The sequence below is a fragment of the Rothia sp. ZJ1223 genome (assembly GCF_016900985.1).
Taxonomy (GTDB): Bacteria; Actinomycetota; Actinomycetes; order Actinomycetales; family Micrococcaceae; genus Rothia.
In genome coordinates this window covers 75,588-91,232 of the sequence record NZ_JAFEUT010000001.1, presented here as the reverse complement: position 1 = coordinate 91,232, position 15,645 = coordinate 75,588, and the positions used below count along the sequence as shown (strand labels likewise).

Sequence of the window (15,645 nt, the reverse complement as noted above, 5' to 3'; positions counted from 1 at the left end):
TTCTATGCGTCCCCACCGGCAACGTTTGATTCCCAGGCTAACGACTCGGGAATTGCCGCCAGGTAAGCATCGAGGTTGCGACGTGTCTCGGTGATAGAGTCACCACCGAACTTTTCCATGTAAGCATCAGCCAGCACCAGGGCGGTCATTGCCTCTGCGACTACACCGGCAGCCGGTACCGCACACACATCGGAACGCTGATGGTGAGCCTTAGCAGGTTCACCGGTGGTCGTGTCAATGGTAGAAAGCGCTTTAGGCACAGTAGCAATGGGCTTCATCGCGGCGCGTACTCTCAGCAAATCACCGATGGACATGCCACCTTCGATGCCGCCTGCACGGTTAGTAACGCGCTTGATACCGTTTTCGCCAATTTCGATTTCATCGTGTGCCTGGGTTCCGGGGCGATCTGCGGTCAGAAAACCATCGCCAACTTCAACGCCCTTGATTGCCTGAATGCCCATGAGGGCAGCTGCAAGCCGAGCGTCCAAACGGCGGTCCCAGTGAACGAAAGAACCCAGCCCCGGTGCCAGACCATAGGCGAGAACTTCTACAAGACCACCGAGAGTTTCGCCGTCTTTCTTTGCCTCTTCAACCCTGACCACCATTGCCTTACTGGTGGTCTCGTCGAAACAACGCAAGGGGTCAGTATCCAAAACAGGGACGTCGCCGGGAGCAGGCTTGGGCGCATCGATCGGGGTGTTAACTCCCCCAACGCCTACGGTATGGCTCACCAATGAAACACCCAGTGCTTTGAGAGTCTGAGCTGCTACAACACCGAGCGCTACACGGGTAGCAGTTTCACGGGCGGACGCACGTTCTAGCGCCGGGCGGGCTTCATCGTAGCCGTACTTCTGCATACCGGTGAAATCCGCGTGGCCTGGACGCGGACGCGTCAGCGCTGCGTTGCGCGCACGACCTTCAAGAAGCGCCGGGTCCACTGGATCTGAGCTCATCACGTCTTTCCACTTAGGCCACTCGGTATTTCCAATCTCAATGGCAACAGGGCCGCCCATGGTCTTGCCGTGGCGCACACCGCCCAAGATGCGAACGGCGTCCTGCTCAAACTTCATGCGGGCACCGCGCCCGTGGCCCAGACGGCGGCGAGCCAGCGCGTCCTGAACCATCGACGAGGTAAGTTCAACCCCGGCAGGCACGCCTTCGATAACGCCGATGAGGGCTTCACCGTGCGATTCACCGGCTGTTAGCCAACGCAACATATTATTTTCTCGCAATCTTTATGTGTACTACCGGGCAGGGCACGGCAATATATCAGTCTTCAGCTGTTCTCAATAGTTCAAGAGTTCCAAAAAAACTAGGGGACTTCAAGCTGACGCCATGATATGAAAGTTATTAAGCGTCCACTTGCCCTAGAGCCGAACCGTCGTACACCTGCACAGCAGGCAGCTGACGCTGGGGTAAACCGACCGCCCGGCACATGGCATTAATGACGTCTTCCTCGCGCGGCAGGCGCTCATTCAGAGTGTGCCCGGTAAACAGTTTGACCTGATCCACCGCCTGATACATGAGCATCTCTAACCCAGAGACAGCGGTACCGCCAGCGCTTTCAAAAGCCGAAGCAATGGGTGAAGGCCAGGGGTGGTAGCTAACATCAAGCAGCACAGCATCATCAAGGGGCATCACAATATCGTCAGCGAAAACGTCAGCGGCTCCGGCAGGCAGGGTTGAGACAACCGTGGGATAACGCAGATAAGCGGTCGCAAAACTCTCTAGGGGGTTGAAACTAGTTTTCACGCCCAGACGTTGTGCAACCTCTGACACCGCACTGGCGCGGGTTTCATCACGGACGAAAATATCGATGCTCTCAGTACCCATGAAGCGTAGGGCCGCTACAGCGGCAGTGGCAGTACCTCCCCCACCCAAGATAGCGGGAACGCTCTCTCGGTGAACCAGCGCCTTTGCATAGTTGAGAGCATTCACAATGCCTGATACATCCGTATTGTGTCCCCATGCTTTGCCATCACGCCAAAAAACCGTATTGACAACGCCCACAGCACGCGCAAAGTTGGTGAGTTCATCGAGGTGGTCGATGATCGCAGATTTAAGGGGCATCGTGACAGAAAAACCGCGTACATCGTAAGCACCAGTGAGCTGTTGCCACACCGAAGGAAGGCTCACGGCATCTGTCTCTTGGCGCTCGTACTCAAGCTGCTCCCCCAGTACCCGGTAGGCTGCCCTGTGCAGATCAGGTGATTTGGAATGGGAAATAGGATGCCCCAAAACATAAGCTTTGGGGCAGTTGTGAATAGTCATATTCAATATTTTAGACGCACTTACCGGGGTTATCTGAACACCATTGCTCGTAAACTTCTACGTTCTTAAGGTGCTCTTCATAGGTCTCAGCGAAGAGAGTCTTACCGGTGTTCAAATCAACGGTAACCCAGAAGTAGTAGTCATTATCTTCGGGGTTCGATGCCGCCTCAATTGAAAGGCTACCGGGAGAGCCAATGGGACCTACCGGCAAACCCTTGTGGTAGAAGGTGTTGTAGCGGTTAGATTCATCGTTCTTTTCAGCTGTGGTGATGTGGTAAGTCTTCTTACCCAAGCCGTAGGCAACGGTAGCATCAGACTGCAGGTAACCGCTGGTTTCACCCTCTGGGTTATCCAAACGATTTTCAATGGCACCGGCAACAGCTTTGTAGTCCTGTTCCAGAGCCTCAAACTCAAGAATGGAGGCTACGGTAAGTACGTGGAAGATTTCCTCATCGCCAGTGATACCCGCTTTTTCTAGCTCACTGCGAGTACGATCCACCAGGCTCTGAAGGATTTCCTCAACGGTGGTGCCTTCTTCAAAGCGGTACTCGCCCGGGTGAATCCACCCTTCTAAGGAGGGAAACTTCTCTGGAATACCGAAGCGTGACCTTTCTTTGTCGTAGCGGCTAACCTCAGAAACATCAACACCGGCAGCATCTGCAATCACCTGATACGCCTCGTCAGCTCGCAGGTTGCGTTGCAGCGCGATATAGACGGAATTTGCGTTCTGCTCCCCCACCAGTTCAGAAATAGCAGCTGAAGAACTCATCTCCTGCTGCATCTCATACTCGCCGGGCTGAATGAACTTCTTGGCAGCCTCTTTTGAGTAGGTCTCCACGAAGCGTCCAGCATCCGCAATCACACCCGCCTCTTCAAGGTTGGCGGCAATAACACCAATGGGGTCACCCTCGTTGACGGTGAAGCTCACGGACGTGCCGTTACCCTCACCGGCGAAGTCCTTGCGCTTGAACCAGCCGTACTGCGGTGCCAGGGTAGCAATGACCAAGACGATAGCAACACCGAAAACCAGCATGGCCGTAATCATGAAGTTACGGCTGCGTGCCCTGCGGCGGCGACGTTCGTCATCGCGGCGCTCACTGTGTTCAATGAGCGGGCTGACGATTCCTTCCTGTTCTTCAGCGTCGGTTGGTGCCAGAAGATCAGAGAGGCTGTCTGGCTCGTTGTCAGCACCGTAAGAACTCGGATTCTTAGTCACTCGGGTTCTCCGTTTCGTTCGCGAGTAGGGTGGGGGGAATCTTCGGCTGATACTTCGCGTGGTTCTACCAAGTATCCAGGTAAAGAGCGATCCGCTTTGAGAGTATCAAGACTGAACTGCAAAATATTGACGGCTGCAACCTGATCCACCACAGCCTTAAAGTTTCGTGATGAAACTCCTGCTTCGTGGAGGGATCGGTGGGCGCTCACCGTGGTCAGGCGTTCATCAACGAGATAGATAGGCAGGGGGTTACCTTCGGCAGCTAGCTCATTCGCCAGAGCCTGAGCGTATGTTTCTGCCATCTCGGTGGATGCGCTAGAACCACCTGACATGGTTTTGGGCAGACCCACAAAAATTTCGGTTGCCTCATGCACCTCAATCAGTTTGCGCAGCACCCGTCGATCTGAGTTCTTCTTCAGGTCTCTGCGCAGGGTCTTGAGGGGGGTTGCTAGGATTCCGTCTGGGTCGCACGCAGCGACGCCGACCCGGGCATTGCCCACGTCGATACCGATGCGTACCCCGCGTGTGAAGCTCACGCTTTAGGCACCTGCCGCCGTGATGGCATCGCGCAAAGCCGCAAATGCTGCGTCAATCTTAGTGGCGTCCTGCCCACCACCCTGAGCAAGGTCGTCCTTGCCACCACCGCCGCCACCGAGGACGCCGGTTGCAACGCGCACGAGTGCGCCTGCCTTGATACCTGCATCGCGGGCTGCCTGGTTGGTAGCAATGATGATGACGGGGCGTCCGTTGCTGACGCCGGTGACAGCAACAGTTGCTGCGTCTTCACCCAAGCGTGAACGCAGGTCAATAGCCAAATCTCGTACTTCGTTGGCTGAGAGTTCACCCGCCTTATGCAGCAGGGTGCGCACGGAGCCAATCATTTCTGCCTTTTCGGTCAGCTTGCCGGCTTCAGCCTGCAGTTTCTCCTTACGCAGTTTTTCGAGTTCCTTTTCAGCCTGCTTGAGTTTGTCGAGAGTCTCGGTGAGCTTAGCGGGCAGGTCAGCTGATTTCTGAACCTTCATCAGACCGGTGAGCTGGTTGACCAGGGTGCGCTCAGCAGCCAAGTGGTTGAAGGAATCCAAACCAACGAGTGCCTCAACACGACGGTTACCTGAACCAACGGACTGCTCGGTGAGCAGGGTCAGCGAACCAATCTGAGCTGACGAATCAACGTGGGTACCACCACAGAGTTCACGGGAGAATTCGCCACCAATTTCGACCATACGCACGGTGTCGCCGTACTTCTCGCCGAAGAGACTCATAGCGCCCATGGCCTTTGCTTCATCAAGTGACATCTCACGGGTAACAGTCTGCAGGTTGTCGCGAATAGCGAGGTTTGAAAGTTCTTCGACTTCCTGCTTCGCTGACTCTGACAAACCTTCGTTCCATGCGAAGTCGAAACGCAGGTAGCCTTCTTTGTTGAAGGAGCCACGCTGGGTTGCTTCGTTACCCAGAATCTGGTGCAGGGCTGCGTGAACGATGTGGGTTGCCGAGTGGGCTTTTTCGCCATCGCGGCGACGCTGCACATCAACCTGAGCAGTCACAGAAGTACCCGCAGCGACTTCGCCGTCAAGCACAGTTGCGCGGTGAACGCTCAGACCCTTGACAGGCTGCTGAACGTCGTGAACCTCAATGGTGAAACCGTCGCCGGTAATTTTGCCGGTGTCTGCTGCCTGACCGCCTGCCTCAGCGTAGAAGGGGGTCTCGTCAAGAACAACCTCGACCTTATCCCCTGCTTTAGCAGCGGGTACGGTGGCACCGTCTACCAGCAGGGCACGCAACACAGTCTCGGTGTGCAGTTCGTCATAGCCGGTGAAGACTGAGCCACGCTCGTCTGCCAACTGGCGCAGGGCAGAAAGATCAGCGTGTGAGCCCTTCTTTGCCTTGGCATCTGCCTGAGCACGTTCGCGCTGTTCCAGCATAAGAGCACGGAACTGCTTCTCATCGACCTTCACGCCAGCTTCTTCAGCCATTTCGAGGGTCAAGTCAATGGGGAAACCGTAGGTGTCGTGCAGGGCGAATGCTTCTTCACCTGAGACAACAGCGTTGCCGCTCTTGGCCGCCTTCACGGCAGTTTCAAGGCGCTCAGTACCAGATTCAATGGTGCGCAAGAAAGCGAGTTCTTCTGCGTAGGCAATGCGTGAAATACGCTCGAAGTCATCTGCAACGTAAGGGAAAGCGCCCTTCATCGCATCGCGGGAGGCAGGGAAGAGAACGGGTAGGCAGGGCTCGGTAACGCCCAGCAGACGCATAGCGCGAATAGCACGACGCATCAGACGGCGCAGAATGTAGCCGCGTCCTTCATTTGACGGTGAAACGCCGTCGGCAATGAGCATGAGTGAGGAGCGAATGTGGTCAGCTACCACGCGCATGCGCACGTCGTCCTCATAACCCTCATCAGCGGATGACTCTGAGCCGTGGTACTTCTTACCCGAGAGCTTGGACGCCGCATCGAGGACGGGGCGCACTTGGTCGGTCTCGTAGAAGTTCTCAACCCCCTGCAAGAGCATAGCTAGACGCTCAACGCCCAAGCCGGTATCGATGTTCTTCTTGGGCAGTTCGCCCAGAATCTCAAAGCTGTCTTTGCCGGTACCCTCGCCACGCTGGTACTGCATAAACACGAGGTTCCAGATTTCAATGTAGCGGTCATCGTCCGCTGCTGGGCCGCCCTCTTTGCCGTACTCAGGGCCGCGGTCGTAAAAGATTTCGGAGTCGGGGCCGGCAGGACCGGGCTGGCCGGTTGACCAGTAGTTCTCTTTCATGCCCATGCGCTGAATACGTTCGGCGGGGAATCCTACGCTCTTAGTCCAGATATCGTAGGCCTCATCGTCACCCTCGTAAATGGTGACCCACAGGCGGTTAGCGTCCAGACCAAAGCCGCCGTCTTCAACGGATGAGGTTAGCAGCTCATAGGCCCAGGGAATAACTTCTTTTTTGAAGTAGTCACCGAACGAAAAGTTACCCGCCATCTGAAAGAAGGTACCGTGGCGGGCAGTCTTACCGACCTCTTCAATATCTAAGGTACGAATACACTTCTGCACCGAAACAGCACGCGAATAGGGTGCAGTTTCACGGCCCAAGAAATAGGGAATGAAAGGCACCATACCGGCGATAGTGAACATAGCGCCGGGCTCGTGTGAGACCAACGATGCTGAGGGAACAGGGGTGTGCCCGCGAGCTTCAAAGAACTCAGTCCAGCGCTTGGAGATTTCCTGTGAAAGCATGAAGAAGTTTTTCCTTACCTTCGATCATCAAAACTTATGTGTACTCAAGACTATTACGCGAAGAAGTCTTTGCCTAATTGCGTATCTCGCGCCATTCTTTGGCGGATGCCCTCTGCTGAATCGACTTCAACCACTTCAGATTCGAGGTAGTCGCCGGGTTCGGCTGACTCTAACGGACGGTTGCCGGGTTCTTCCTCCCAGCCATCGAGAGAGCCGGGGCGCACGTCTTCAACGTGAGCATCAAACTTGGTTTTTAGCTGCTCCTCGCGTTCGTTCATTCCCTGCTTGACCGTAGCCGCGAACTTTACAGCTTTCAGTGCATAGGGCTGCAGGGGCTTACCCAGGGGCGAGTCGAAGAACTTTGCCATGTTCGCCTGCCTTTGCGTCAGAAGTTCTTGAGCAGAGCGCTCTCGACGCTCAAGCTCTGTAGATGTTTCGTGTTTTCTGCGCTCTTGAGTTTGGGAGGCCAAGTAGCCTGCGATAGCGCCCCCAGCTAGCAGCGCCGCTGTTCTGAGAAACCCCATTAGATACTGCCGCCCTGACCAGGGGCTTGGGTAAAGCCAGCTGATTCACCGGTGGCGCGAGCAGACGCGCCAGCTGCGGTACTGCCTGTAGCGGTGGGGTTGGAGCCTGCATCATCGCCCTTGACTGCCTTACGCAGACCGTAAGAGAAAGAAGCGACTTTAATCAGTGGCTGACCCACCGTTGAAGCAACCAGCGAAGAAAGCGCTGAAACATTAGCTGAAGCATCAGAGACGTTAGAGGTGATGCCGTCAACCTTCTCAAGCTGTGAGTTGGTGGTAGCAACAGTGCGGGTCACCTCGTCGATAAGCGGGGTGGTGTTCGCATTGAGGTCTTTGACAGTATGGGTGAGTTCATCAAAGAGTTTGCCGAGCTTCCACAGGGGAATAGCTAGGGCAACGGTTAGCGCCACTGAGATAAACGCTAGGACTATAACTGCTGCCTCGGGAGCACTCACAATGAACCTCATAACGACTAAAAGATAACGAACTGATAACAGTCTACTGTAAGGGCTTTGAGTTTCGTAGTTAAGAGTCCTTCGTGGTGGCACACACCATTTAGCGCCGACCGTGAAGAATATCGTCTCTTAAATAACTAGCGACCCGAACCCATCTGTTGCCAGAGGGGCGCGGGCCACTAGGTTAGCGATTACGCCAGGCGTGAGTAGTATTCAACCACGAGCTGCTCTTCACAGGTCACGGGAATCTCTTCGCGCTTGGGTGAACGCTCAAGCTTAGCGTGCAGCTTCTCAATTTCAACGTTCAGGTAAGCGGGAGTGTCAGGCAACACGTCCTGGTGTGCACCGGTTGCTGCAACCTGGAAGGGAGCCATCTTCTCTGACTTGGGGTGAACGTGAATGAGCTGACCGGGCTTCACACGGAATGAGGGGCGGTCAACGCGTACGCCGTCTACCATGATGTGACGGTGTACAACGAGCTGACGTGCCGCTGCAATGGTGCGTGCGAAACCTGAGCGCAGTACAAGTGCGTCGAGGCGGGTTTCGAGGATTTCGACCATGTTCTTACCTGTCTGACCTTCGATACGCTTCGCTTCGAGGTATGCGCGACGCATCTGTGCTTCGCGGATGTTGTACTGTGCGCGCAGACGCTGCTTCTCTTTCAGCTGGGTAGCGTAGTTTGAGTCAGCTTTCCTACGCGCGCGACCGTGCTGACCGGGGCCGTACGGGCGACGCTCCAGGTACTTTTCAGCCTTGGGGGTCAGTGCGATGCCGAGCGCACGTGAGTGACGTACGGTACGGCGGGTGCGATTCTGCTTAGACACAGTTCATATTCCTTTTCTTTAGCGGTTGACACGGCTCGTAACGCATGTACGGTGATGTGCTGAGCCTTCCCAGCTGTGTGGATGTGCCATTTGTTCTGGTGACCTGGCCTCCCAATGGGTCGCCCACAGTTTGAGCGGTGGAGAGCAGAGAGCAGCCGCACTCTCGATACTACGAGCTACCCAGTAATCAGTACCTTCTCCCTTACCAAGGGCAGATACTGCGTTTAGGGTAGTCTGCCAGTCACTTCATCTAGTGTAACCCCGAGCCTAGAACTTGTCAGCGTAAGAACACCTAAGCTAGGTGTGGGTTTCTGCACAAGGTATAGCTACAGGACAAAAAGGTGGCGCCCCATTACAAGAGCGCCACCCTAAATCACAGAGCATCAACTGCACTTAGTAATTTTCACCCTTGGCGCAACAAAGTCTTACCAGATGCCATCTGCGTACATAAGCTGATAACCCAGCTGAGTGTTCTGACCAGCGGTAAGCCCGACCAGCTGCTTGTTAAAGAAGTCAATGGCGTTGGTATCGCCAGAGGCGAAGCTAGTACCTGTAAGTGCCCCCTGGAAAGCACCAATCTCGTGTGAATAAACAAAGTCGTCACTAAAGTAGGCAACGGTCTTAACATCACCGGTAGAATCAAAACCCCAACCGCTGAATTCAACAGTGGCACCAGCGAAACGCTCACTGCTGCTACGCCAAGCTTCTGCGCGCTTGGTGTAGGCCTCTACCAAGCAAGTTTCGTCGATAGAAGATCCAACAGCCGCACGAACCTCTTCAAAGCTGGGAGGAAGGTAGCCGATGGGTCGCACACCAAGAGAGGTGTAAATTGCACCGCCGCCACCAGCACCGGTACCACCATCACGCCAGTTAGAATTAACGAAGTCTACAACTGATCCCTTAGTGACGGCGGTATCCGGCCTCATAGCAAGAATCCAAGTGAGGTGGTTACCCCGGGGAACACCAGTCTCCTCACCAAATTCACCCGAAGCTAAATCGTTGTAAAGACCGTCCGCGGAGTAAGACTTGGCGAAAGAAGAAGCGTGGGAAACATCTCGCTGGTTAGCCGCAAAGGGATCATCGACATTGATAGCACGCGGAGTAGAATTTGCTACACCAGTTCGAGTGTTCCACTTAGCATTCGCGGGCCATTCCACCGGCATCCGAGCGGTACGAATAGTACCACCCGAGAAGAGCTTGTTAATGGCAGCTGAAGTAGCAACGTTGCGCTGAGCGAATTCAAAACCGAAAGGCAGACCGGCAGCGTCAATTGCACCACCGTTAGTTACCTGCGCACGCAGGTTGGAAGTATGCAGACCTCCATTAATACCAGATCTATTGGTGAACCATAAACGGATAGAGGTGCCGGAGAGATCGGGCAATGCAGCCAGGCGAACCTGGAAAACTGCATCGACCTGACTGTCAATATCTGAAGGGCAGTTGGGGGATGCAGCGTAAGCTGGCACCGCAGATGACGCGACAACTACAGGAGCTGCCCATGCAGCACCCTTTGCCAGGCTACGGCGTGAAATATTCTGAGTCATAGTTCCTCAAAGTGTATGGTGGGGTATAAAAATCTGAGACATTCACAGCGAAAAGATGCTCGGAATGCATTTTTCACCAAAGTCAGTCTCGACTCTTTATGATAACGCACCCTCGCTGATTTATAGTTTTACATGCGGCAAACGCTAAGTCACAAGGGGGCAATAGAGTGTTTTACCTGAAGAAAGCCGACCTAAAAACAATTCTGACTAGGCTAAAAGTCTTCTCAGGGAGCAACTTTCAAATTATCGAGTGAATACTTTCAGATGTTCAGCGTGTCGCGTAATGAACGTAAAAGATTCCTTCTCTGGTCATTCCTCCGGGTGCAACAATCCCTCAACCCTCTCCAGCCGCTCTGCCAACATTTTCTCAGCCCCGTAGCGGGAAGGAACGTAATATACAGTACCCATCAGCTCATCGGGTAGGTACTGTTGGGCGGCTACCGCTGCCGGTTCATCGTGCGGGTAGATGTAGCCGCGACCGTGCCCCAGCGCGTCCGCACCCTGATAATGAGCGTCCCTCAGATGCAGCGGGACGGAACCAGCTCCCCCAGCTTTCACATCGGCAATCGCCGCATCGATAGCCCGATACACCGCATTAGATTTGGGTGCAGTCGCCAAATGCACAGTTGCCTGAGCAAGATTCAACCGCGCCTCAGGCATACCAACCAGCTGCACCGCCTGCGCCGCACTCACCGCCGCCGTCAGTGCCGTAGGATCAGCCATACCGATATCTTCACTCGCATGCACCACCAAGCGGCGGGCAATAAACCGCGGATCCTCCCCCGCCACTATCATGCGCGCCAAATAATGCAAGGCAGCGTTCACATCAGAGCCACGAATAGATTTAATAAAGGCACTCGTGACGTCATAGTGTTGGTCTCCCGCACGGTCATAGCGCACCGCCGCCTGGTTCAAAGCCTCCAAAGCGTGCTCCAGAGTAATCTCAGGAACACCCTCCTGCTGTACCTCAGAGCTTTGATGCTCGGAGCTTTCTTCGAGCGCAACCGCAGCGGCAGCTTCCAACGAAGTGAGCGCGCGCCTAGCGTCCCCCATTGAAGCTCGTACCAGATGTTCCCGAGCAGAATCACTCAATGATACCGACCGGTAGAGTCCGCGTCTATCGGTCACAGCTCGCTGCAAAAGGTCAGCAATATCATCATCTTCTAAAGCGGTGAGAGTTAACAACACAGAGCGCGAGAGCAAAGGTGAAATCACCGAAAAAGAAGGATTCTCCGTGGTTGCCGCAATCAGTACCACCCACCCGTTCTCGACCCCCGGCAGCAAGGCATCCTGTTGGGCTTTCGTAAAACGGTGAATCTCATCAAGAAACAGCACGGTAGAAATACCGTGAAAATCTCTGTCTTGCAGCGCCTGCTCCATCACCGCGCGCACATCTTTCACACCGGCGGTAATAGCAGAAAGCTCCACAAATTTGCGCCCACCAGAGCGGGCAATCACGTTGGCGAGAGTTGTTTTACCGATACCGGGCGGGCCCCACAAAATTACCGACTGGGCAGCGGTGGCACGCCCCTTCTCCCCCGCTAATACTCGCAAGGGAGAACCGGGGCGTAAAAGATGCTTTTGCCCCACAATCTCATCAAGCACCCGCGGACGCATACGCACAGCCAAAGGCGCACGCACCCTGCGAACCTCAGATTCAGTCGAATCATCGTCTACCGCATCGAACAGATCAGCCATTAGAGCAAATCCTCAGAATCCAGCAGAAGGGTCACCGGACCATCATTCACCAAACTCACCTGCATGTCGGCACCAAAGACTCCAGTTTCAACCTGCGCCCCGGCATCGCGGAGCGCCTGAACGTAGGCCTCATATATCGGCTCAGACACAGCCCCCGGAGCCGCCTGTGACCAGGACGGGCGGCGCCCCTTCTTCATATCTGCATAGAGGGTGAACTGACTAACCACCAAAAGAGGAGCACCGATATCAGCAGCCGACTTCTCACCGGCAAAAATGCGTTGATTGAGGGTTTTCTCGGCAAGTTTAGCGACCTCACGCTGCCCATCAGCGTGGGTAATACCCACTAAAGCCAGCAAGCCGGCTCCTTCAATAGAGCCCACTACCGCACCATCCACCTCAACGCTAGCGCTAGAAACCCGCTGCAGAACAACCTTCATCTCTACCTCACCCTCGCAACAATAAAACAATCTTTAAACAACTCTAGCGCCGCTACACATCAGCGACGCTAGAGTTACGCAATGAGAAGACTACTTCTTGTCTTCATCCTTCTTCGGCTTGAAGTCAACGCCAGCTTCCTTGCGCTGAGCCGGGGTAATCGGCGCGGGCGCTGCGGTCAGCGGGTCGAAGCCGCCACCGGTCTTGGGGAAGGCGATGACGTCACGGATAGAGTCGGTGCCGCCAATCAGCTGCAGGACGCGGTCCCAACCGAAAGCGATACCGCCCATGGGAGGCGCGCCGAAGGAGAAAGCGTCCAGCAAGAAGCCGAACTTCTCCTGAGCTTCTTCTTCAGAGATGCCCATAACCTTGAAGACACGCTCCTGAACGTCCTTACGGTGAATACGGATTGAACCGCCACCAATTTCGTTGCCGTTGCACACAATGTCGTAGGCGTAAGCAAGTGCTTCACCGGGCTCAGAGTCGAACGAATCCATGAACTCGGGCTTGGGCGAAGTGAAAGCATGGTGAACAGCAGTCCAAGCTGAGTTACCCAAGGCAACATCGCCGGAGGCAGTAGCATCAGCAGCAGGTTCGAACATGGGCGCATCTACTACCCACACAAATGACCAGTTGCCGTCCTTGATAAGACCGGTACGGTGACCGATTTCAACACGAGCCGCACCCAGCAGAGCACGGGAGGACTTGGCATCGCCGGCTGCAAAGAAGATGCAGTCGCCGGGCTTTGCACCGGTTGCGGCAGCCAAACCTTCACGCTCAGTTTCAGTAATGTTCTTTGCGACAGGACCGGTCAGTTCGCCATCTTCCTGAATCAAAACATACGCCAGACCCTTAGCACCGCGCTGCTTAGCCCATTCCTGCCAAGCATCGAGGGTGCGACGTGCCTGAGATGCGCCACCGGGCATCACTACAGCACCCACGTAAGGAGCCTTGAAGACACGGAAGGTGGTGTCTTTGAAGTAGTCAGTCAGCTCGGTCAGTTCAAGACCAAAGCGAAGGTCAGGCTTGTCAGAGCCGTACTTCTCCATCGCGTCCTTGTAGGTAATACGCTCAATGGGGCGGGGAACCTTCACATCAATCAGGTTCCATACAGCCTCAACAATGCGCTCACCGAGATCGATGATGTCTTCTTGATCAACGAAAGACGCCTCGATATCAAGCTGGGTGAATTCAGGCTGACGGTCAGCGCGGAAATCCTCATCTCGGTAGCAGCGAGCAATCTGGTAGTACTTCTCGATACCGCCCACCTGCAACAGCTGCTTGAAGAGCTGGGGTGACTGGGGTAATGCGTACCAAGAACCGGGCGCCAAACGGGCGGGCACCAAGAAGTCACGCGCACCCTCAGGGGTTGAACGGGTCAGGGTGGGAGTTTCAACTTCAGTGAACTGATCCCCCGCCAGAACCTCGCGAGCAGCGCGGTTAGCATCCGAACGCAAACGCATCAGACGCGCAGGCTCCGGGCGGCGTAAATCGAGGTAACGGTACTTCAGGCGAGCCTCTTCACCCACCTCAACGTGCTCATCAATCTGAAAGGGCAGGGGCGCTGCGGTGTTCAGCACCTCAACCTCTTTGACCATAACCTCAATCTCACCGGTAGTCAGGTTGGGGTTCTCGTTGCCTTCGGGGCGCTTAGCAACCTCACCGGTTACCTTCAGCACGTACTCATTACGCAGGTGCTCAAAGTCAGCTTCATTGTGGAAGACAACTTGGGTGACACCTTCACGGTCGCGCAGATCGACGAAAGCCACACCACCGTGGTCGCGGCGGCGAGCTACCCAACCAGCTAGGGTCACGGTCTCACCAATGTTCTCGGCAGTTAGTTCACCGAGGGTATGTGTGCGTAGCACTCATAGTCCTTTCGTTAGCGCCACCGATTCTTTGTCGGAGGCGGCACGTTCAATAATGTATAAAACTTCTAGTGAAAGCTGGTGTTATTCAGCAACAACCGGGCGGACGCGCACCTGCAAGTCCTCTGCCGGGGGCATCCAAGCAGTGGGATCAGCTTCTACCTGCTCACCGGTACGAATGTCTTTGACCTCGTGAACCAGCTGACCTTCCTTCTCGTTGATAAACCACACGAAAGGAATACCACGCTTTTCAGCGTACTTAATCTGCTTGCCGAACTTCGCTGCGGTTGCAGAAACCTCACAGGCAATCTTGCGTGTACGCAGGGCATCAGCAACGTCCTGGGCTGCTGACCACATCTCATCGTTAGTCAAAGCAATAAAGACTGCCGAAGGCACACCGCGAGATGCTTCTGCTAGGTTTTGCGAAAGGATGCGTGCTACCACGCGGGTAACACCAATCGACAACCCCACACCGGGGTAGGTGCGCTTGCCGTTAGAGGCCAAAGACTCGTAGCGACCGCCGGAACAAATGGAACCTAGCTGCTCGTGACCCACCAGCACCGTCTCGTAGACAGTGCCGGTGTAGTAATCAAGGCCGCGAGCAATTGACAGATCAGCCCGCACTCGACCGGGGGCACGCTTAGCAGTCTCAGAAATAACCTCGCTCAGCTCGGTCAGGCCCTCCTCTAACAGCTCATGGTTCACACCCAAAGCGCGCACCTGCTCAACAAAAGAGGTGTCCTCGGTTTTGATCTGCGCCAGCTTAATAGCAGCCTGTGCCTGCTCATCACTTGCACCCAGCTCGTCCTTGAGAAGCTGAGCAACTGCGTCCGACCCAATCTTGTCAATCTTGTCAATCGAACGCAGAACACCGGCAGTATCTTCTAACCCAATGCCCTTATAAAACCCCTCAGAGAGCTTACGGTTATTAATACGCAGCTTGAACTCAGGAATAGGCAGTTTCGAGAGGGCATCAACCATTACCAGCGCCAGCTCAACGTCATAGCGGAAAGGCAGGACGCCATCGCCAACTACATCAACATCAGCCTGAGTGAACTCACGCGCACGACCCTCCTGCGGACGCTCACCGCGCCACACCTTCTGAATCTGATAACGCATAAACGGGAAGTTCAAGTACCCGGCGTTCTCCACCACATAACGAGCAAAAGGCACCGTCAAATCAAAGTGCAACGCCAGCTTTTCCTTCTTGCCACGCTCACTCTCGTCCTCTTGCAAACGTGAAACAGCGTACACCTCTTTATCAATCTCGCCCTTACGCAGCAACTGCTCAACAGTCTCAACGCTGCGAGTCTCAATCGACGAAAATCCGTGAAGCTCAAAGGTCTCACGCAAAGTATCTAGCACAAAGTTTTCGACCAGACGTTCAGCCGGTAAGTGCTCGGGAAAGCCAGACAGTGAAGCCTTACGCGCCATGAGTCATCTCCTCATAAAAAAGGTGGTACACCAGTAAAAATCTCGCGCCAGCCACCAGAGACCAACGCACACTTACACCTAACATTACTGGAAACAGCGCACCGCACCCAACCTGCACACCTCCTACGCGCGCAAGTTCAACACTTGGAATT

The 15,645-nt window shown here is 54.9% G+C and carries 13 protein-coding genes; all 13 read right to left on the bottom strand.

What is annotated here, in order from left to right; translation table 11 throughout:
* Window positions 1-2: 2 nt before the first annotated feature.
* The 13 genes from aroC to hisS all read right to left on the bottom strand — a co-directional run bounded on the left by aroC (window position 3) and on the right by hisS (window position 15,493).
* Window positions 3-1,217, bottom strand: coding sequence for a chorismate synthase (aroC, locus tag JTP09_RS00420; protein ID WP_204875804.1), 1,215 nt, complete (start codon window positions 1,215-1,217; stop codon window positions 3-5).
* Window positions 1,218-1,350: 133 nt separating this feature from the next.
* A complete protein-coding gene (locus JTP09_RS00415; RefSeq protein WP_204875797.1) occupies window positions 1,351-2,271 on the bottom strand; it encodes a shikimate dehydrogenase in 921 nt (306 codons plus the stop codon).
* Window positions 2,272-2,281: 10 nt separating this feature from the next.
* Window positions 2,282-3,487 (bottom strand): endolytic transglycosylase MltG, encoded by a 1,206-nt coding sequence (mltG, locus tag JTP09_RS00410; RefSeq protein ID WP_204875795.1) that lies wholly within the window; start codon window positions 3,485-3,487, stop codon window positions 2,282-2,284.
* The gene (gene ruvX, locus JTP09_RS00405; RefSeq protein WP_240334023.1) at window positions 3,484-4,023 is read right to left on the bottom strand and encodes a Holliday junction resolvase RuvX; all 540 of its coding nucleotides are present in this window, start codon (window positions 4,021-4,023) and stop codon (window positions 3,484-3,486) included. Before ruvX ends, mltG begins: the two co-directional genes overlap by 4 nt.
* A 3-nt stretch (window positions 4,024-4,026) precedes the next feature.
* The gene (gene alaS, locus JTP09_RS00400) at window positions 4,027-6,711 is read right to left on the bottom strand and encodes an alanine--tRNA ligase (protein ID WP_204875793.1); all 2,685 of its coding nucleotides are present in this window, start codon (window positions 6,709-6,711) and stop codon (window positions 4,027-4,029) included.
* Between the two features lie 53 nt (window positions 6,712-6,764).
* Window positions 6,765-7,235, bottom strand: coding sequence for a peptide chain release factor 4 (locus tag JTP09_RS00395; RefSeq protein WP_204875790.1), 471 nt, complete (start codon window positions 7,233-7,235; stop codon window positions 6,765-6,767).
* On the bottom strand, window positions 7,235-7,690 hold the full coding sequence (locus tag JTP09_RS00390) for a DUF948 domain-containing protein (RefSeq protein WP_370592451.1): 456 nt from the start codon (window positions 7,688-7,690) through the stop codon (window positions 7,235-7,237). The genes JTP09_RS00395 and JTP09_RS00390 overlap by 1 nt, the downstream gene beginning before the upstream one ends.
* Before the next feature lie 191 nt (window positions 7,691-7,881).
* The gene (gene rpsD, locus JTP09_RS00385) at window positions 7,882-8,514 is read right to left on the bottom strand and encodes a 30S ribosomal protein S4 (protein ID WP_204875786.1); all 633 of its coding nucleotides are present in this window, start codon (window positions 8,512-8,514) and stop codon (window positions 7,882-7,884) included.
* Between the two features lie 425 nt (window positions 8,515-8,939).
* Window positions 8,940-10,058 carry a hypothetical protein gene (locus tag JTP09_RS09930; RefSeq protein ID WP_239478534.1) on the bottom strand — a complete coding sequence of 373 codons (1,119 nt, stop codon included), beginning with the start codon at window positions 10,056-10,058 and terminating at the stop codon, window positions 8,940-8,942.
* Window positions 10,059-10,367: 309 nt separating this feature from the next.
* On the bottom strand, window positions 10,368-11,756 hold the full coding sequence (locus tag JTP09_RS00375; protein ID WP_204875776.1) for a replication-associated recombination protein A: 1,389 nt from the start codon (window positions 11,754-11,756) through the stop codon (window positions 10,368-10,370).
* Entirely contained in the window at window positions 11,756-12,193 is a 438-nt protein-coding gene (dtd, locus tag JTP09_RS00370; RefSeq protein WP_204875775.1) for a D-aminoacyl-tRNA deacylase, read from the bottom strand. The genes JTP09_RS00375 and dtd overlap by 1 nt, the downstream gene beginning before the upstream one ends.
* A 90-nt stretch (window positions 12,194-12,283) precedes the next feature.
* Window positions 12,284-14,059: an aspartate--tRNA ligase gene (aspS, locus tag JTP09_RS00365; RefSeq protein ID WP_204875774.1), complete on the bottom strand. Its 1,776-nt coding sequence runs from the start codon at window positions 14,057-14,059 to the stop codon at window positions 12,284-12,286.
* Between the two features lie 84 nt (window positions 14,060-14,143).
* On the bottom strand, window positions 14,144-15,493 hold the full coding sequence (gene hisS / locus JTP09_RS00360; protein ID WP_204875773.1) for a histidine--tRNA ligase: 1,350 nt from the start codon (window positions 15,491-15,493) through the stop codon (window positions 14,144-14,146).
* Window positions 15,494-15,645: the final 152 nt, after the last annotated feature.